The sequence below is a fragment of the Pseudomonas sp. EL_65y_Pfl2_R96 genome (genome assembly GCF_963970905.1).
Classification (GTDB): Bacteria; Pseudomonadota; Gammaproteobacteria; order Pseudomonadales; family Pseudomonadaceae; genus Aquipseudomonas.
The window spans coordinates 1-18,430 of record NZ_CAXAQH010000008.1 but is presented as its reverse complement, the minus strand read 5'-3'; the positions used below and the strand labels follow the sequence as shown (position 1 = coordinate 18,430).

Annotated in this window: 22 protein-coding genes; 12 read left to right on the top strand and 10 right to left on the bottom strand. The window is 59.2% G+C overall.

Annotation, left to right across the window (positions count from 1 at the left end):
- Positions 1–62 precede the first annotated feature (62 nt).
- Together AACY49_RS10940 and AACY49_RS10935 are read left to right on the top strand one after the other, a co-directional pair.
- On the top strand, positions 63–2,168 hold the full coding sequence (locus tag AACY49_RS10940; RefSeq protein WP_339523658.1) for a TonB-dependent siderophore receptor: 2,106 nt from the start codon (positions 63–65) through the stop codon (positions 2,166–2,168).
- A 14-nt stretch (positions 2,169–2,182) separates the two neighbouring features.
- Positions 2,183–2,911, top strand: coding sequence for a DUF4198 domain-containing protein (locus AACY49_RS10935; protein WP_258697528.1), 729 nt, complete (start codon positions 2,183–2,185; stop codon positions 2,909–2,911).
- Positions 2,912–3,027: 116 nt separating this feature from the next.
- On the opposite strand, the gene hisC is transcribed toward AACY49_RS10935, so the two are convergent.
- From hisC to AACY49_RS10885, 10 genes are all read right to left on the bottom strand, one after another.
- Complete coding sequence (gene hisC / locus AACY49_RS10930; RefSeq protein WP_258697529.1) at positions 3,028–4,080, bottom strand: histidinol-phosphate transaminase; 1,053 nt, start codon at positions 4,078–4,080, stop codon at positions 3,028–3,030.
- 2 nt (positions 4,081–4,082) lie between these two features.
- Entirely contained in the window at positions 4,083–5,420 is a 1,338-nt protein-coding gene (gene hisD, locus AACY49_RS10925) for a histidinol dehydrogenase (protein WP_339523655.1), read from the bottom strand.
- A 126-nt stretch (positions 5,421–5,546) separates the two neighbouring features.
- Positions 5,547–6,182, bottom strand: coding sequence for an ATP phosphoribosyltransferase (hisG, locus tag AACY49_RS10920; protein WP_007901570.1), 636 nt, complete (start codon positions 6,180–6,182; stop codon positions 5,547–5,549).
- A 127-nt stretch (positions 6,183–6,309) separates the two neighbouring features.
- A complete protein-coding gene (murA, locus tag AACY49_RS10915; RefSeq protein ID WP_008070575.1) occupies positions 6,310–7,575 on the bottom strand; it encodes a UDP-N-acetylglucosamine 1-carboxyvinyltransferase in 1,266 nt (421 codons plus the stop codon).
- A 22-nt stretch (positions 7,576–7,597) separates the two neighbouring features.
- Positions 7,598–7,837, bottom strand: coding sequence for a BolA family protein (locus AACY49_RS10910; protein ID WP_007912386.1), 240 nt, complete (start codon positions 7,835–7,837; stop codon positions 7,598–7,600).
- A 114-nt stretch (positions 7,838–7,951) separates the two neighbouring features.
- Positions 7,952–8,257 (bottom strand): STAS domain-containing protein, encoded by a 306-nt coding sequence (locus AACY49_RS10905; protein ID WP_339523652.1) that lies wholly within the window; start codon positions 8,255–8,257, stop codon positions 7,952–7,954.
- Positions 8,254–8,907, bottom strand: a complete 654-nt coding sequence (locus AACY49_RS10900) for an MlaC/ttg2D family ABC transporter substrate-binding protein (protein ID WP_258697532.1) — start codon at positions 8,905–8,907, stop codon at positions 8,254–8,256. Before AACY49_RS10900 ends, AACY49_RS10905 begins: the two co-directional genes overlap by 4 nt.
- A gap of 11 nt (positions 8,908–8,918) precedes the next feature.
- On the bottom strand, positions 8,919–9,386 hold the full coding sequence (mlaD, locus tag AACY49_RS10895; protein ID WP_258697533.1) for an outer membrane lipid asymmetry maintenance protein MlaD: 468 nt from the start codon (positions 9,384–9,386) through the stop codon (positions 8,919–8,921).
- Positions 9,386–10,183, bottom strand: a complete 798-nt coding sequence (gene mlaE / locus AACY49_RS10890) for a lipid asymmetry maintenance ABC transporter permease subunit MlaE (RefSeq protein WP_258697534.1) — start codon at positions 10,181–10,183, stop codon at positions 9,386–9,388. Before mlaE ends, mlaD begins: the two co-directional genes overlap by 1 nt.
- On the bottom strand, positions 10,183–10,992 hold the full coding sequence (locus AACY49_RS10885; protein WP_320392225.1) for an ATP-binding cassette domain-containing protein: 810 nt from the start codon (positions 10,990–10,992) through the stop codon (positions 10,183–10,185). The genes mlaE and AACY49_RS10885 overlap by 1 nt, the downstream gene beginning before the upstream one ends.
- 276 nt (positions 10,993–11,268) lie before the next feature.
- Here AACY49_RS10885 and AACY49_RS10880 point away from each other — a divergent pair, with 276 nt between their 5' ends.
- The 10 genes from AACY49_RS10880 to AACY49_RS10835 all read left to right on the top strand — a co-directional run bounded on the left by AACY49_RS10880 (position 11,269) and on the right by AACY49_RS10835 (position 18,301).
- On the top strand, positions 11,269–12,243 hold the full coding sequence (locus AACY49_RS10880; RefSeq protein WP_258697536.1) for a KpsF/GutQ family sugar-phosphate isomerase: 975 nt from the start codon (positions 11,269–11,271) through the stop codon (positions 12,241–12,243).
- Positions 12,243–12,767: a KdsC family phosphatase gene (locus tag AACY49_RS10875; RefSeq protein ID WP_258697537.1), complete on the top strand. Its 525-nt coding sequence runs from the start codon at positions 12,243–12,245 to the stop codon at positions 12,765–12,767. The genes AACY49_RS10880 and AACY49_RS10875 overlap by 1 nt, the downstream gene beginning before the upstream one ends.
- Before the next feature lie 7 nt (positions 12,768–12,774).
- A complete protein-coding gene (lptC, locus tag AACY49_RS10870; protein WP_258697538.1) occupies positions 12,775–13,347 on the top strand; it encodes an LPS export ABC transporter periplasmic protein LptC in 573 nt (190 codons plus the stop codon).
- A complete protein-coding gene (gene lptA / locus AACY49_RS10865; protein ID WP_258697539.1) occupies positions 13,334–13,882 on the top strand; it encodes a lipopolysaccharide transport periplasmic protein LptA in 549 nt (182 codons plus the stop codon). Before lptC ends, lptA begins: the two co-directional genes overlap by 14 nt.
- On the top strand, positions 13,882–14,607 hold the full coding sequence (lptB, locus tag AACY49_RS10860; RefSeq protein ID WP_258697540.1) for an LPS export ABC transporter ATP-binding protein: 726 nt from the start codon (positions 13,882–13,884) through the stop codon (positions 14,605–14,607). The genes lptA and lptB overlap by 1 nt, the downstream gene beginning before the upstream one ends.
- Positions 14,608–14,791: 184 nt before the next feature.
- The gene (locus AACY49_RS10855) at positions 14,792–16,285 is read left to right on the top strand and encodes an RNA polymerase factor sigma-54 (RefSeq protein WP_253418740.1); all 1,494 of its coding nucleotides are present in this window, start codon (positions 14,792–14,794) and stop codon (positions 16,283–16,285) included.
- A 79-nt stretch (positions 16,286–16,364) separates the two neighbouring features.
- The gene (hpf, locus tag AACY49_RS10850) at positions 16,365–16,673 is read left to right on the top strand and encodes a ribosome hibernation-promoting factor, HPF/YfiA family (protein WP_258697542.1); all 309 of its coding nucleotides are present in this window, start codon (positions 16,365–16,367) and stop codon (positions 16,671–16,673) included.
- A gap of 12 nt (positions 16,674–16,685) precedes the next feature.
- Positions 16,686–17,150, top strand: coding sequence for a PTS IIA-like nitrogen regulatory protein PtsN (gene ptsN, locus AACY49_RS10845; RefSeq protein ID WP_258697543.1), 465 nt, complete (start codon positions 16,686–16,688; stop codon positions 17,148–17,150).
- 2 nt (positions 17,151–17,152) lie between these two features.
- Positions 17,153–18,010 carry an RNase adapter RapZ gene (gene rapZ / locus AACY49_RS10840; RefSeq protein ID WP_258697544.1) on the top strand — a complete coding sequence of 286 codons (858 nt, stop codon included), beginning with the start codon at positions 17,153–17,155 and terminating at the stop codon, positions 18,008–18,010.
- A 15-nt stretch (positions 18,011–18,025) separates the two neighbouring features.
- Positions 18,026–18,301: an HPr family phosphocarrier protein gene (locus AACY49_RS10835; protein WP_258697545.1), complete on the top strand. Its 276-nt coding sequence runs from the start codon at positions 18,026–18,028 to the stop codon at positions 18,299–18,301.
- Positions 18,302–18,430 lie beyond the last annotated feature (129 nt).

The window sequence follows — 18,430 nt, the reverse complement described above, 5'->3', positions numbered from 1 at the left end:
CAGCATACATTCTCATTAAGCATGTTATATTGTTTCAATATCACTATTGGGAACAACATAACATGTCGTCTCGAACAATGGCTTCCCTGGCCGGATTGGCCCTCGGTCTGCTGGGGGATCCGGTCTTCGCCGAAGAACCCCAAACCGTTGAACTGGACGCCATCAGCGTCACCTCCAATTACGAGTCCTCCACCGGCCCGGTCAAGGGCTATCGTGCAACACGCTCTTCCAGCGCGACCAAAACCGACACCGCCCTTCGCGACATCCCGCAATCGATCAGCGTGATTCCCGTCAGCGTGCTCAAGGACCTGGGCAGCACCCATGTCGAGCGCGCGCTGGATTTTGCCGGCGGTGTGTCGAAGCAGAACAACTTCGGCGGCCTGACGCTCTACGAATACAGCGTACGCGGCTTCACCACCTCGGAGTTCTACAAGGACGGCTTCAGCGCCAACCGCGGCTATCCAAGTACGCCGGACGTGGCCAACATCGAACGCATCGAAGTGCTCAAAGGCCCGGCCGCCAGCCTCTATGGGCGCGGCGATCCGGGCGGTACGGTGAACATCGTCACCAAGAAACCCCAGCCCGAGGCATTCACCACGCTGCAAACCAGTGCTGGCAGTTGGGATCGTTATCGCACCGCCGTGGACGTCAACACACCGCTGGATGATGCCGGCAACGTTCTGTCCCGGGTGAACCTGGCTGTCGAGGACAACCACAGCTTTCGCGATCACGTCGACAGCCAGCGCGTGTTCGTTGCACCTTCGTTCAGCTGGCAGCTGAACCCGGACACCAGCCTGTTGGTCGAGAGCGAGTTCGTCCGCCACAGCTCGACATTCGATCGTGGCATCGTCGCGCCAGACAATAAGTGGAGCGGCGTCTCCCGCTCGACCTTCCTCGGCGAACCCAACGACGGCAACATCGACAACCACAACAACCTGCTGCAAGCCGCGCTCGAACATCAGCTCAACGACAGCTGGAAGCTGCGCCTGGCCAGCCATTACAAGGAAGGCAAGCTCTGGGGCTTCGCTTCCGAAAATCGTCCATTGAACGCCGACGGCCATACCCTCAACCGCCGCTACCGCGAGCGCGATACCAACTGGCATGACAGCATTACGCAACTCGAACTGCGCGGCCTGTTCGACATCGGCAGCTGGCAACACGAACTGCTGATCGGCAGCGAGTACGAGAATTTCCGCAAGAACGAACGGGTCACGACCATTGCCGGCGGCCCCTACGCCATCGACATCTATCAGCCGATCTACGGCCAGCCAAAACCCAATGGCGTGCGCTCGGGGAGCGACTTCTTCGAGCACGTCGAAAGTCAGGCGCTGAATCTTCAAGACCAGATCGTTTTCACCGACAAACTGCGCGGCATGCTCGGTGTGCGCTTTGAACATTTCGAACAAAGCATCGACGATCACAGCCGCAATGCGACCAGCCGCCAGCGCCACGATGCGCTGACTCAACGGGCTGGCCTGCTCTACCAACTGACGCCCGAAGTGGGGTTGTTCGCCAACGCTTCCACCTCGTTCAAACCGAACAATGGCCTGGATGCCGCCGGCAAATCCTTCGATCCGGAAGAAGGCGTCGGCTATGAAGTCGGGATCAAGAGCGAGCTGTTCGACGATCGCTTGAGCAGCACCCTCGCCGTCTTCCATATCGACAAGGAAAACGTCCTGGCCCTCGACCCGGGCACCGACTCCAGCCGTGCCATGGGCAAGGCCCGCAGCCAGGGCGTCGACCTGCAAGTCACCGGGCAAGTGACCGACGCCGTGCGAGTGATCGGTGCCTTCGCTTACATCGACGCCGAAGTCACCCGAGGTGACAAAGTCATTCCCACCGGCAGCCGGATTCTCGGCGTGGCTAAGCGCAGCGGCAGCTTGCTGGGGGTTTATGAATTTCAGGATGGTCATTTGCGCGGCTCGGACCTCGGCGCCGCGTTCACCTATGTCGGCGATCGCTCGGGGGAAGCCGGCAGCGAATTCGAATTGCCGGCCTACCACACCGTCGATCTGCTGGCCCATTACAAGGCCAGCGAAAACGTCACCGTGGGCCTGAACCTGAACAACCTTTTCGACGAGAAATACTTCGAGCGCTCCTACAGCAACTACTGGGTCAACCCCGGCGAGCCGCGCAATTTCACCGTCAGCCTGACACTCAACCTGTAAAAGGAAAAATCACCATGCAACAAGCTAAATCACTGGTTCTGCTGGGGCTGCTCGGCACGATGTTTGCGACTCACGTCGCGGCCCATGGCCTGTGGACAGAACAACGTCGCGGCAATATCGAAGCCATCTATGGTGATGGCGCCGAGGACGACGCCTTCAACGCGCAGAAAATCAGCGGTGCCTGGGCCTATGACGTCAACGGCAAAATGATCCCGGTGAGCGTGCAGCGCCTGGCCGACCACGCCCGCCTGCAACCGTTGAAACCACCGGCAGTGATGGCTGTGGCGCTGAACAACGGCATGTGGTCGCAGACCGCCGACAAAAAGTGGATCAACGAAGGGCGCAGCAAGGTGCCGGGGGCCATTGAGTCGACCCATACCTTCAAATACAGCCTGGCGATTTACCAGCCGGGGGCGAAGCTGCCGAAGCTCGATCAGATGAAATTGCTGATTCTGCCGGAGGTCGATCCGCTGACCGTTGGGCCGGGTAAGTCGTTGCCGGTTCGAGTGCTATTGGACGGTAAGCCGGCGGCGGGTGTGAAGTTGGTGGGTGATTATCGCAGCGCGCCCAATACCTTGAGCACAGAAACCGACGCAGAGGGTCGGGCGCAAGTATTGGTGCGTAATGAGGGGTTGAATGTGATTGCGGCGCAGATAGAAGTGCAGCTCAAGGACAATCCGGATGTGGCGACGCGCGGGCTCTTCAGCTCGTTGACGTTCCTGGGCGAACCGCATCACGAGTAACCCACAAAACCTTGTGGGAGCGAGCCTGCTCGCGATAGCGGTTTTGCATTCAACATCAATGCTGAATGTTATGGCCTCATCGCGAGCAGGCTCGCTCCAACAGGATCGGGGAAGCCTTACAGGTCGCCGAGGCCGTCGATCAGTGCCTGGTTCTGCTCCGGTGCGCCAATGGAGATCCGCAGGAACTGGGCAATCCGCTCCTGCTTGAAGTGCCGAACGATCACGCCCTGTTCACGCAACTTCGCCGCCAGCCCTGCCGCATCGTGCTTCGGGTGACGGGCGAAAATGAAGTTCGCCGCCGACGGCAACACCTCAAACCCCTTCGCTTCCAACTGCGCGACCACCTGCTCGCGACTCTCGATGACCAACCGGCAGGTCTTGTCGAAATACTCGCGATCTTCGAACGCCGCCGCAGCCCCGACAATCGCCAGGCGATCCAGCGGGTAGGAGTTGAAGCTGTTCTTGATCCGCTCCAGCGCCTCGATCAGGTCCGGGTGCCCCACCGCCAGGCCAACCCGCAGGCCCGCCAGCGAACGGGACTTGGACAGGGTCTGAGTCACCAACAGGTTCGGATAACGGTCCACCAGCGTGATCGCCGTTTCGCCACCGAAATCGATGTAAGCCTCATCCACCACGACCACTGAATCCGGGCTGGCCTTGAGGATTTGCTCGACAGCGTCCAGCGCCAGCAGGCAACCGGTCGGTGCGTTCGGGTTAGGGAAAATGATCCCGCCATTCGGCTTGGCGTAGTCCGCCGGGTTGATCTGGAACTGCTCGTCCAGCGGCACCGCGTCGAACGCAATGCCGTACAGCCCGCAGTAAACCGGATAGAAGCTGTAGCTGATGTCCGGGAACAGCAGTGGTTTATCGTGTTGCAGCAAACCGTGAAAGATGTGCGCCAGGACTTCATCGGAACCGTTGCCGAGGAACACCTGATTGCTTTGCACGCCGTAGTATTTGGCAACGGCTTGTTTGAGCACGTCGCTGTTCGGGTCCGGGTACAGACGCAGGTTGTCGTTCAGCTCGGTTTGCATCGCCGCCAAGGCTTTAGGCGATGGGCCGTACGGGTTTTCGTTGGTGTTGAGTTTCACCAGTTTCGCCAGTTTCGGCTGCTCGCCCGGCACGTAAGGCACCAGATTCTTGACGAACGGGCTCCAGAATTTACTCATGTTCAGTTCCCCAGCCCTTGAAGAAAGTCTTCGTCAACGATGCGGTATTCGGCGCTACGCGCGTGAGCGGTCAACGACTCGCCACGGGCCAGCACGGAAGCAGTCTTGCCCAGTTCGGAGGCACCCTGCTCGGAGCAGAAGATGATCGACGAACGCTTCTGGAAGTCATACACACCCAGCGGCGAAGAGAAGCGCGCGGTGCCGGACGTCGGCAACACATGGTTCGGGCCTGCACAGTAGTCTCCCAGGGCTTCGGAGGTGTGACGGCCCATGAAGATCGCCCCGGCGTGGCGGATCTGCGGCAGCCAGGCCTGCGGGTCGGCGACCGACAACTCCAGGTGCTCCGGCGCGATGCGGTTGGCCACTTCGATGGCTTGTTCCATGTCGCGAACCTTGATCAGCGCGCCACGGCCATTGATCGAAGTTTCGATGATCTCGGCGCGTTCCATGGTTGGCAGCAGTTTGGCGATGCTCGCCGCGACCTTGTCGAGGAACTCGGCGTCCGGGCTGACCAGAATCGCCTGGGCATCTTCGTCGTGCTCGGCCTGGGAGAACAGGTCCATGGCAATCCAGTCCGGGTCGGTCTGGCCGTCGCACACCACCAGAATCTCCGATGGACCGGCGATCATGTCGATACCGACCTGGCCGAACACATGGCGCTTGGCAGTGGCGACATAGATGTTGCCCGGGCCGACCACTTTGTCGACTTTCGGCACGCTTTCGGTGCCATAAGCCAGCGCCGCAACCGCTTGGGCGCCGCCGATGGTGAACACCCGGTCGACGCCGGCGATGCAGGCCGCGGCCAGCACCAGTTCGTTGACTTCACCGCGCGGGGTTGGCACGACCATGACCACTTCGGTCACGCCCGCCACCTTGGCTGGAATCGCGTTCATCAGCACCGACGACGGGTAGGACGCCTTGCCGCCCGGTACGTACAGACCGGCGCGGTCCAGCGGTGTGACCTTCTGGCCCAGCACCGTGCCATCGGCTTCGGTGTAGCTCCAGGAATCCTGCTTCTGTTTTTCGTGGTAGCTGCGCACACGGGCCGCTGCCTTCTCCAACGCTTCACGCTGAGGCGCGGTGATGCGGGTCAATGCCAGTTCCAGGCGTTCACGAGGCAGGATCAAATCCGCCATGGATGCTACTTGCAGGCCATCGAACTTCTGGGTGAACTCGACCACCGCCGCGTCGCCACGCTCGCGTACAGCCTTGATGATGTCCAGCACCCGCTGATTGACCGAGTCGTCAGACACACTTTCCCAGCTCAGCAGATGATCCAGATGATGTGCGAAATCCGGATCAGCAGCATTGAGTCGGCGAATTGCAGTCGGTGCGGTCATAGCGAGAGCCTCATAGGATTGGCAAAAACTCAGGCGCCCTAACTTAGCAGTCGTTTCCGCTTGGGCACCTGAGAATTCTGGCTATGAGGCGGATAGACGGGCGCGACTCAAGGTCGCGCAGGTGAATCAGCCGCGGTGTCGAGACTCCACTGCCTTGCGCAGGGTGTCGATCAACGCCTGGATACGGGCGTGTTGCATTTTCATCGAAGCTTTGTTGACGATCAGCCGGGAGCTGATGTCGGCAATGAAATCCTGGGGTTCCAGGCCATTGGCACGCAGGGTGTTACCGGTGTCGACCACGTCGATGATCTTGTCCGCCAGACCGATCAGCGGCGCCAGCTCCATCGAGCCGTAGAGCTTGATGATGTCGACCTGACGGCCCTGCTCGGCGTAGTAACGCTTGGCGACGTTGACGAATTTGGTCGCCACCCGCAGACGGCCCTTGGGCTCGACATCGCCGACACGGCCGGCGGTCATCAGCTTGCAGAGGGCAATTCGCAGATCCAGAGGCTCGTACAGACCCTGGCCACCATATTCCATCAGCACATCTTTACCGGCGACGCCGAGGTCCGCGGCACCATGCTCGACATAAGTCGGCACATCGGTGGCGCGCACGATCAGCAAGCGCACATCGGCCTGGGTCGTGGGGATGATCAGCTTGCGGCTCTTGTCCGGATTCTCGGTCGGCACAATGCCCGCTTCAGCCAGAAGCGGCAGGGTGTCGTCAAGGATGCGGCCCTTGGACAGTGCGATAGTCAACATGGGAAACGTCAGTCCTTATCAAGGTACTCATGCCCGGTCGCAAACGGCGCCGGACACACATCGAGCCGGAAACCGGCTCGACTTCAACAAATCAACGGGCAGCGTCCTTGCGCCCATGCAGCAGAAACTAGCCCGGTACGCGGCGGATCTTGGCGCCGAGCATCTGCAGTTTCTCTTCGATGCACTCGTAACCACGGTCGATGTGGTAGATGCGGTCGATCAAGGTATCACCTTCGGCAATCAGCGCCGAAATCACCAGGCTGGCCGAAGCACGCAGGTCGGTGGCCATGACTGGCGCGCCCTTGAGCTTTTCGATGCCGGTAACGATGGCGGTGTTACCTTCGACCTGGATGTGAGCCCCCATACGGTGCAGTTCGTAAACGTGCATGAAGCGGTTTTCGAAGATCGTCTCGATCACCGCACCGGTGCCTTCGGCAATGGCGTTGAGAGAGATGAACTGTGCTTGCATGTCGGTCGGGAACGCCGGGTATGGAGCGGTCCGCACGTTAACGGCTTTCGGCCGCTTGCCGTGCATGTTCAGCTCGATCCAGTCTTCACCGCAGGTGATTTCAGCACCCGACTCGCGGAGTTTCTCCAGAACAGCTTCGAGGATGGTCGGATCGGTGTCCTTGACCTTCACACGCCCGCCGGTGACCGCTGCCGCCACCAGGTAGGTGCCGGTTTCGATACGGTCAGGCATCACTTTGTAAGTGGTGGTGTGCAGACGCTCGACGCCATCGATGGTGATGGTGTCGGTGCCGGCACCGGAAACCTTCGCGCCCATGGCGTTCAGGAAGTTCGCCAGGTCGACGACTTCAGGCTCGCGAGCAGCGTTTGCCAGCACGCTGCGGCCCTTGGCCAGAGCGGCGGCCATCATGATGTTCTCGGTACCGGTCACGCTGACGGTGTCGAAGAAGAAGTGCGCACCGCGCAGGCCGCCTTCAGGGGCCTTGGCCTTGATGTAGCCGCCTTCGACGTCGATGACCGCGCCCATGGCTTCAAGGCCACGGATGTGCAGGTCGACTGGACGCGAACCGATGGCGCAACCGCCAGGCAGTGCGACTTCGGCTTCACCGAAACGGGCAACCATCGGGCCCAGCACCAGGATCGAGGCACGCATGGTTTTCACCAGTTCGTACGGCGCGATCAGGGTCTTGATGGTGCGCGGGTCGATTTCGACGCTGAGTTTCTCGTCGATCACCGGCTCAATGCCCATGCGACCGAACAGCTCGATCATGGTGGTGATGTCGTGCAGGTGCGGCAAGTTGGCCACGGTCACCGGGCCATCGCACAGCAAGGTGGCAGCCAGGATCGGCAGGGCAGAGTTCTTTGCCCCGGAGATGCGGATCTCGCCATCAAGACGAGCGCCACCGGTAATAATCAATTTATCCATAAGAATCTCGACGCCCTTGGGCTCAGGTGCGCTCGGCCCAGGCCGCGCTGCTGAAAAATTTCATAGTGACCGCATGGATGCTGCCATCGGTGATCCATGGGTTCAAATGGGCATAGATCTGCTGCTGACGCTTGACCGGGCTTAACGCCGCCAGTTCATCGCTAATCACGTTCAGCTGGAAATTGCAGCCTTCGCCCTCAACTTCTACCAGCGTTCCGGGCAGCTTTCCTTCAAGGAAGCTCTTCACTTCTACGGCCTGCATGCTCAACCTCAATCGGCGCCCTGTGCGCGCGGGTCGGACATCATACAAAAAAGCCCCGCGCCTGCGAACCCCGCGAAGCAGGACTCTGACGGGGGGCTTCTTTATAGATGTGGTTCAGGGATGCGCCAACAGCTCGGTCAATTCGCTGACCTGAGCGATTTCACGCATGTCTTCGGGCATCGCGCGAATGCTCAAGGCCTTGCCGGCCGCCTGAGCATCGCGCATGAAGCACAGCAGCAGCGACAAGCCGACGCTGCTGGACTTCTCCACCGCGGAGCAATCGACCACCAGCGCAGCCGCTTTGCTGGACTTGATCAGCGCCTGACCCTGCTTGCGCAGGTTCGGACCCGTGCGGTAATCCAGCACGCCGCTGAGCAACAGCTCGCCGGCTTCGCTCATGCGAATGGCCGACTCACTCATTGGGCTTGTTTCTCGGTGGATTTTTCGGTGGCTTCCTTGGCTTTGGCGACTTCCCCGGCCCAACCGTTGATGGTCTTGTCCAGGTCGTTGCCATTGCGCTGCATCGCGTCAGCGAACTGATCGCGGAACAGCTTGCCGATGTTGATGCCATTGATGATCACGTTGCGCAGCTTCCACTCGCCATTGATCTTTTCGAGTGTGTAAGACACAGGATAGATCGCGCCGCTGCTGCCTTTGACCGACATGCCAACGCTGGTACGGTCTCCCGACTCATCCTTGGCAGGCTCGACGACGATACCCTGGTTGTCGTATTCCAGCAGGGCATTGCCATAGAACTGAAACAGGCCTCTTTTGAAGTTTTCTTCAAACGTGCGCATTTGCTCAGGAGTGGCTTTGCGCGAATACTTGACCGTCATGATGCTCTTGGAAATGCCCTCGGCATCGACTACAGGGCCAACGATGGTGTTCAGCGCCGAATAAAAGTCTTGCGGATCCTGCTTGTACTTTGCTTTGTTGGCGGAAAGATCCGCCAGCAGCCGGGAGGTGGTGTCCTGTACCAGATCGTGCGCGGAAGGCGCCGCCACGGCGTTAGCCATCAACGGCAAGGCCGCGAGTATTACCAACAGGCCACGTCGCAAGATAGAGATCATTCAAAAGCTCCTCATTTGGCGTCTTTGCTAACGGTATTGAGCAGAAATTTACCGATCAGGTCCTCGAGCACCAGCGACGACTGCGTGTCGTGGATGGTTCCACCATCCTTGAGCAGGGTTGCTTCCCCGCCCACGCTGATACCGATGTATTTCTCACCCAACAGACCAGCGGTCAGGATAGATGCAGTGGAGTCAGTCGGCAGATTATCTACGCGCTTTTCCAGTTGCATGGTCACCCGACCGGTGAAGCTGTCGCGGTCCAGATCGATCGCCGTGACCTTGCCGATGGTCACACCGGCCATGGTCACTTTAGCTCTGACCGTCAAACCGGCGATATTGTCGAAATACGCATAAAGTTTATAAGTATCGGTGGTTGCGCTCGGGGACAGACCACTGACCCGCAACGCAAGCAACAGCAAAGCCAGGATGCCAGCCAGCAAGAAAAGGCCGACACCGATTTCCAGGGTGCGGTTTTGCATCAGAAATCTCCAAACATCAAGGCGGTCAGAATAAAGTCCAGGCCGAGTACCGCCAAAGAGGCGTACACCACGGTCTTGGTAGTGGCACGACTGATCCCCTCGGAAGTGGGCTCGCAGTCATAGCCTTGGAATACGGCGATCCAGGTCACGACGAAGGCAAAAACGATGCTTTTGATAATACCGTTGAGCACATCGTCGACAAACGTCACGCTGTTTTGCATGTTCGACCAGTAAGAGCCTTCATAGACCCCCAGCCAGTCGACGGCCACCCACGAACCGCCCCAGATACCCACCACGCTGAAAATCATTGCCAGCACTGGCAGGGAAATGAAGCCGGCCCACAGGCGCGGGGCAATGATGTACTTGAGCGGGTCGACCCCGATCATTTCCAGGCTGGACAACTGCTCGGTGGACTTCATGTTGCCGATTTCGGCGGTCAGCGCCGAACCCGCACGCCCGGCGAACAACAACGCAGTGACCACCGGCCCCAGCTCCCGCAGCAGCGTCAGCGCAACCATCTGCCCGACCGCCTGCTCCGAACCGTAGCTGGACAGAATGTTGAAGCCCTGCAGTGCCAGCACCATGCCGATGAACACCCCGGAGACCACAATGATCACCAGGGACATCACGCCCACCGAATGCAGTTGCTTGACCAGCAGGCCAAAACCGCCACCGATGCCGCCACGACCGAGCAAGGCATGAAACAGGAACAGCGCCGAACGCCCGAACACCGCCAGCACTTCGATGCCGGCATAACCGAACCGACGTACTCTTTCTATCAGTGAAATCTTGCGCATCAGCGCGTCCCCAGAAGATCTGCGCGGTAATCCGTCGCTGGAAAGTGGTATGCGACCGGGCCGTCGGGTTCGCCTGTCATGAATTGACGAATACGTGGCTCGTCGGAGCTCATCAATTCCTTGGGCGTGCCCTGCCCCAACACTTGTCCGTCGCCCACCACAATGAGGTAATCGGCGATGCTCGCGGTCTCGGCCAGATCGTGGGAGACCACGATGCTGGTGATGCCCAGCGCATCGTTGAGCAGGCGGATCAGGCGCACCAGCACGCCCATGGCGATCGGGTCCTGACCGACAAAGGGCTCGTCATACATGAGAATTTGCGGATCGAGGGCAATCGCCCGGGCCAGCGCGACGCGACGCTTCATACCGCCGGATAATTCGTCGGGCATCAGGTCGATGGCACCACGCAAGCCCACGGCCTGCAATTTGAGCAGGACAATGTCGCGAATCATTTCTTCCGGCAGCGCGGTATGAACGCGCAACGGAAAGGCGACGTTCTCGAACACATCGAGATCGGTAAACAGTGCGCCGCTCTGAAACAGCACGCCCATGTGCTTGCGCGCATCGAACAAATCGCTGCGCGACAACGTTGGCAGGTTCTGGCCGTTGACCCAGACTTCGCCGCTGGTGGGACGCAATTGTGCGCCCATCAGCCGCAACAGCGTGGTCTTGCCACACCCGGAAGGCCCCATGATGCCGGTGACCTTGCCGCGCGGGATGCGGATATCGACGTTATTGAAAATGCTGCGCGAACCGCGCTTGAAGGTCAGTCCCTTCAGCTCGACCGCGTAGGCGTTATCGGCACTCATCTAAACTCCTTGCGATGCAGCCTCTCACTCGGACGCCTGGCTTTCTGGCGAAAGCACATACCTCCCCGGGCAGGCCGAACTGGCGGCGAACTATATCACTGCAAAGGCCAAGCGCCCAAGGCCCAAGCCGGGCACGTTCAGCAACATGACGGCCTGAAATCATCTATTTAGAGGGATTCGGTAACAAGGAATGACAAACCGCGACGAACTTGCGTGAGGGTTTCGATCATTACCGCTATAATCGCCGCCTTTTCATCAGGCTATATGATTTCCGACATGAACCAATCCAGCGACCTGATTCAATCAGCACAACGTACCATCCGCCTCGAACTGGAAGCCGTACAAGGCTTGCTACCCCATATCGACGCAGATTTCGTACGCGCTTGCGAGATGATTCTGGCCAGCAAAGGCCGTGTGGTCGTGGTCGGCATGGGCAAATCGGGGCACATTGGCAACAAGATTGCCGCCACCCTGGCCAGTACCGGCACCACAGCCTTTTTCGTGCACCCGGCCGAGGCCAGCCACGGCGACATGGGCATGATTACCCGTGACGACATCATTCTGGCGCTGTCGAACTCCGGGTCTACCAACGAAATCGTCACCTTGCTGCCGCTGATCAAGCGCCTGGGCATTCAAATGATCAGCCTGACCGGTAACCCCGAGTCGCCGCTGGCCAAGGCAGCGGAAGTCAACCTCAATGTAAGCGTCGAACACGAAGCCTGCCCGTTGAATCTGGCACCCACCTCATCGACCACCGCTGCGCTGGTCATGGGTGACGCCCTCGCCGTTGCCTTGCTTGAAGCTCGCGGTTTTACCGCTGAAGATTTCGCTTTTTCCCACCCGGGTGGCGCCCTTGGCCGCCGCTTGTTACTGAAAGTGGAAAACGTCATGCATGCCGGCGCCGAGTTACCGCAAGTGGTGTGCGGTACGCTGCTCAAGGATGCCTTGATGGAAATGACCCGCAAGGGGCTGGGCATGACCGTCGTACTGAACACCGATGGAAAGCTCGCCGGGATCTTCACTGATGGCGATCTGCGCCGCACTCTGGACCGCACCATTGATATCCACAGTACGACCATTGACGAAGTGATGACTGCCCACGGCAAGACCGCCCGCGCCGAGATGCTCGCCGCCGAGGCGTTGAAAATCATGGAAGACCACAAGATCAACGCGCTGGTAGTGGTCGACAGCGAAGACCGCCCGGTCGGCGCCTTGAACATGCACGACTTGCTGCGTGCGGGAGTAATGTAATGAGCACGGACCTGCTGCAACGCGGCAAACAGATCAAACTGGCGGTATTCGACGTCGACGGCGTGCTGACCGACGGGCGCCTGTACTTCCTCGAAGACGGTAGCGAGTTCAAGACCTTCAACACCCTCGACGGCCAGGGCATCAAGATGTTGATGGCCGCCGGCGTGCAGACCGCTATCATCAGCGGCCGCAAGACGCCGGTGGTCGAGCGGCGTGCGAAGAACCTCGGCATTCCACATCTGTTCCAGGGCCGGGAAGACAAACTGGTGGTGCTCGACGGGCTTCTTGCCCAGCTCAACCTAAGCTATGAACAAGTGGCCTACCTCGGCGACGACCTGCCAGACCTGCCGGTGATTCGCCGTGTTGGCCTGGGCATGGCGGTGGCCAACGCTGCCAGCTTCGTGCGCGAACATGCCCATGGCATCACCCAGGCCCGTGGTGGCGAAGGCGCCGCTCGTGAATTCTGCGAATTGATCCTGCGCGCCCAAGGCCATCTCGATGCGGCCAACGCCGCATACCTGTGAGCCCATCATGCTGAGCAAAAAGATTCGCAACATTCTGATATTCGGTTGCATCGCAGCGCTGTTCGCCGCGGTCGGCTACTGGAACATCAGCCCGGAACGCTTCCTCGACAAGCCGGTGGCGCCTGTCGATGAAGCGGCGATCGACTATTACGCGATCCACGCCCACAGCGTGCAGTACTTGCCGGACGGCAAATTGCAGTACGAAATGACGTCCGACAAGGTCGAACACCTGAAAGCGACCGAAGTGACGTTGCTGACCAATCCTGACCTGAACATGTTTCGCGGCACCGAGTTCCCCTGGCACGTCCAGAGCGAGCGCGGCGAAGTCAACCCGGACGGCACTCAGGTCGAGCTGATTGACTCGGTACGTATCACGCGCTTCGACGAAAAAAACCGCAAAACCCTGATTACCAGCACCCGTATGACCGTGTTCCCGCAGCAGCAATATGCGCAGACCGATCAACCCGTTAGAATCGACGGCGCCGGCGGTGTATCGACAGGCAACGGAATGAAAGCGTACTTGAAAGAAAGCAGGATACACCTGCTATCGAACGTAAGAGGACAGTATGAGGCTCGTTAAAACTCTCCCTATTTTGCTCAGTCTGGGCGCAGCACTGGGAAGCGTGAGCGCCTGGGCTCTGCCGAACGATCAAGAGCAGCCTATCCGCATTCAGGCCGACGACGCCCAACTGGACGACAAGAATGGCGTTGCCACCTATAAAGGTGACGTGATCATCACCCAGGGCTCGATGAAGGTCACCGGCAACACCGTGACCATCACCCGCACCCCGACCGGCGACATCGACGTGGTGACTTCGGTGGGCAACCTCGCCTACTTCGAGCAACTCCAGACCCAGGGCGACACCAAGCCTGTTCAGGGTTGGGGTGTGACTATCCAGTACCACGCTTCGCAGAACCGCGTCGTGCTGATCGATCGCGCGAAAGTCATCGATAAGGACAACAACACCACTCAGGGCGAGAAAATCGTCTATGACACGGTCAAGAAGCTTGCGAGCGCCGGCCGCGCCACCGGCAACAAGGTCACCGAGCAGCGTCCGCGCATCGATATGGTGATCCAGCCGAAGAAGAAAACCGACGAGCAGAAGGCCCAGTAATGGCAACTCTGAAAGCTCAGCATCTGGCCAAGAGCTACAAGAACCGCCAGGTCGTGCGTGACGTCAGCCTGTCCATCGACAGCGGTCAGATTGTCGGCCTGCTTGGCCCCAACGGCGCCGGCAAGACGACTTGCTTCTACATGATCGTCGGCCTGGTACAGGCCGACCAGGGCCGCGTACTGATCGACGACCTGGACGTCAGCCACCAGCCTATGCACGGCCGTGCGAAGGCCGGTATCGGCTATCTTCCGCAAGAAGCGTCGATCTTCCGCAAGCTTTCGGTGGCCGACAACATCATGGCCATCCTCGAAACCCGCAAGGAACTCGACAAGGCCGGTCGCCGCAAAGAGCTGGAAAGCCTGCTGCAGGAATTCCACATCCACCACATCCGCGACAACCTCGGCATGAGCCTGTCCGGTGGTGAACGCCGCCGTGTGGAAATCGCCCGGGCATTGGCCACCAACCCGAAATTCATCCTCCTCGACGAACCCTTCGCCGGCGTGGACCCGATTTCGGTCGGCGACATCAAGCAGATCATCCACCACCTCAAGGCCAAAGGCATTGGCGTACTGATCACTGACCACAACGTCCGTGAAACCCTGGATATCTGCGAAACCGCCTACATCGTCAACGATGGTCAGCTGATCGCTGAAGGTGACTCCGCCACCATCCTGGCCAACCAACTGGTCAAGGAAGTGTATCTGGGCCACGAGTTCCGCCTGTAAGCACTGAGGTGTCTGGCTGATTGTCCGAGCGCTTGTCTCGATAAAAAATCAATAGGTTTTTATTGTTACAGCGCTCTAGGCAAACGCTGCAGTTTCGGGCATATAATTTGCTTAAGTTTGGCGCTTCGGCGCCCTGTAGTGGATGGCGCATGTGCGCCGGCGAATAAGGTGTTAAGCCCCTGCCATGAAACCATCGCTAGTCTTGAGAATGGGCCAGCAGCTGACGATGACACCGCAGCTGCAACAGGCCATCCGCCTGCTCCAATTGTCGACCCTGGACCTGCAACAGGAAATCCAGGAGGCCCTGGAGTCCAATCCGATGCTCGAACGCCAGGAAGAAGGCGACGACTTCGATAACGCCGATCCCTTGGCCGACAAAGCCGAACAGCAACCCAACGCTGACATTCAGGAACCCTCCTATCAGGAAACCGCCCCGACGGTGGATAACCTCGAGGAAGGCGACTGGAACGAGCGCATTCCCAACGAACTGCCCGTCGACACGGCCTGGGAAGACGTCTACCAGACCAGCGCCAGCAGCCTGCCGAGCAACGATGACGACGAGTGGGATTTCACCACCCGCACATCGGCCGGTGAAAGCCTGCAAAGCCATTTGCTCTGGCAACTGAACCTGGCACCGATGTCCGACACCGATCGCCTCATCGCCGTAACCCTGATCGACTGCATCAACAATCAGGGCTACCTGGACGAAACCCTCGAGGAAATCCTCGAAGCCTTCGATCCGGAACTGGATATCGAACTGGACGAAATCGAAGCCGTCCTGCACCGCATCCAGCAATTCGAACCCGCCGGCATCGGCGCCCGCAACCTCGGCGAATGCCTGCTGCTGCAACTGCGCCAACTGCCCGCCAAGACCCCTTGGCTGGCCGAGGCCAAGCGCCTGGTCACCGATTACATCGACCTGCTCGGCAGCCGCGACTACAGCCAGCTGATGCGCCGCATGAAGCTTAAGGAAGATGAACTGCGCCAGGTGATCGAACTGGTCCAGAGCCTCAACCCGCGCCCGGGCTCGCAAATCGAGTCCACCGAAGCCGAATACGTCGTTCCTGACGTGATCGTGCGCAAGGACAACGAGCGCTGGCTGGTGGAGCTGAACCAGGAATCGGTACCACGCCTGCGGGTCAACGCCCAATACGCCGGTTTCGTGCGCCGCGCCGACACCAGCGCCGACAACACCTTCATGCGTAATCAGTTGCAGGAAGCTCGCTGGTTCATCAAGAGCCTGCAAAGCCGCAACGAAACCCTGATGAAAGTAGCCACCCAGATCGTCGAGCATCAACGCGGCTTTCTGGAGTACGGCGATGAAGCCATGAAGCCGTTGGTGCTGCATGACATCGCCGAAGCGGTGGGCATGCACGAATCGACGATTTCACGGGTAACCACGCAAAAATTCATGCATACCCCACGGGGCATCTATGAACTGAAATACTTTTTCTCCAGCCACGTCAGTACCTCCGAAGGCGGTGAATGCTCGTCCACAGCGATCCGCGCGATCATCAAAAAACTGGTTGCCGCGGAAAATCAGAAAAAGCCGTTGAGTGACAGCAAGATCGCTGGTTTACTGGAGGCACAAGGCATTCAGGTAGCCCGTCGCACCGTCGCCAAGTACCGCGAATCCCTGGGGATCGCGCCTTCCAGCGAACGGAAGCGGTTGATGTAGCCGCCGGGCTCGCCACAGCGTTCCAGTGGCAGGTATTTCTGCCTGCCGCTTTATGCACTGGCAACGAAGGAGAAGCTGTATGCAAGTCAACATCAGTGGACACCAACTGGAAGTGACCGAACCTCTGCGCACCTACATCGGCGAAAAACTCGACCGATTAGAGAGGCATTTCGACAAGATCACCAACGTGCAAATCACGCTGAACGTCGAAAAGCTGCTGCAAAAGATCGAAGCCACGCTGCATATCCCCGGCGGAGAGGTGGTCGCCAATGCCGAGCATACGGACATGTATGCCGCCATCGACCTGTTGACCGACAAGCTGGATCGCCAACTCAAAAAGCATAAGGAAAAGACCCAGAGCCTCCTCCAGGGCGCAACCGGTCGTTAACACCCCCAATCCATGATCCGACTTGAAAACATCCTGACCCCCGGCCGTTCCCAGGTGAACGTGCCGGGCGGCAGTAAAAAGAAAGCCCTCGAGCAAATTGCCAACCTGATCGCCCGGGAAGTGCCGGATCTGGAGATGCAAGATGTCTTCGAGGCTCTTATTGCCCGTGAAAAACTCGGTTCGACCGGTTTTGGCAACGGCATTGCCATACCCCACTGTCGCCTGAAGGGCTGCAACTCGCCCATCAGTGCCTTGATGCACCTGGATGCGCCCATCGATTTCGACGCCATCGACGGTGCCCCGGTTGACCTGCTGTTCGTGCTGCTGGTCCCGGAAGCCGCCACCGATGCACACCTGGAATTGCTGCGCCAGATCGCCAGCATGCTTGACCGCAAGGAAGTGCGCGAAAAACTGCGCAGCGCCCCGAGCAACGAAGCCTTGTATCAGGTTGTCCTGGACGAGCAAAACGGTCACTAATCATGCGCTTGATCATTGTCAGCGGCCGCTCCGGCTCAGGTAAAAGCACCGCCCTCGATGTTCTCGAGGACAACGGCTATTACTGCATCGACAACCTGCCGGCCGGCCTGCTACCGGAACTGGCCGAGCGTGCGCTGATTCACACCGAACTGGCACAACCGCTGGTGGCCGTGTCCATCGATGCGCGTAACTTGCCAAGCCACCTGTCACGGTTTCCCGAGCTGTTGGAAGAGGTCCGCAGCCGGCATATCCAGTGCGATGTGCTGTATCTGGACGCCGACGAAGAAACCCTGCTCAAACGCTTCTCGGAAACACGCCGTCGTCACCCGCTCAGCAGCGCCAATCGCTCGCTGGCGGAAGCGATAGAGGACGAAACCAATCTGCTGGGGCCTATCGCCGATCTGGCCGACCTCAAGGTCAACACCACCAATCTGAACCTGTATCAGCTGCGCGATACCATCAAGCTGCGCTTGCTGAATCAGCCGGAGCCCGGCACTGCGTTCCTGGTCGAGTCTTTCGGGTTCAAGCGTGGCATGCCGGTGGACGCCGATCTGGTGTTCGACGTGCGCTGCCTGCCCAACCCTTACTGGAAGCCGGAGCTGCGCGCGCAGTCCGGGCTCGATCAACCGGTGGCCGAGTACCTGGCGGCACAGCCGGACGTCGAAGAGATGTTCCAGGACATTTCCTCGTACCTGCTCAAGTGGCTGCCCCGCTTTGCCGCCAGCAACCGCGCCTATGTCACCATTGCCATTGGTTGCACCGGCGGGCATCACCGCTCTGTCTACCTGACCGAACGTCTGGGTCAGGTCCTGCAACAATCCCTGAAGAACGTCCAGGTTCGCCACCGCGACCTCAGCTAAAGGATTCAAATCGCGATGCCTGCTCTGGAAATCGAAATTATCAACAAGCTGGGCCTGCATGCCCGCGCGTCTGCCAAATTTGTCGGAGTCGCCGGTCAGTTCAAGGATTGCACGATCAGGGTAGGACGCACGCCAGAATCCGCGGTCGACGGCAAAAGCATCATGGCCATGATGATGCTGGCCGCTGGCAAGGGCACCAAAATCCACCTGAGTACCGAAGGCGAACAGGAACAGGAAGCGCTGGATGCATTGGTGGCGCTGATCAACAACTTCTTTGACGAAGGCGAATGAACATCAAAAGATCGCAGCCTTCGGCAGCTCTTATCAAACAAAAAATAACGCATTGTTTTTGCTCTGAAATTTATCCAACCATCACCAACTGCATCCCCAGCTTGCGCGCCTTGCGTTCCAAGGCGCGCC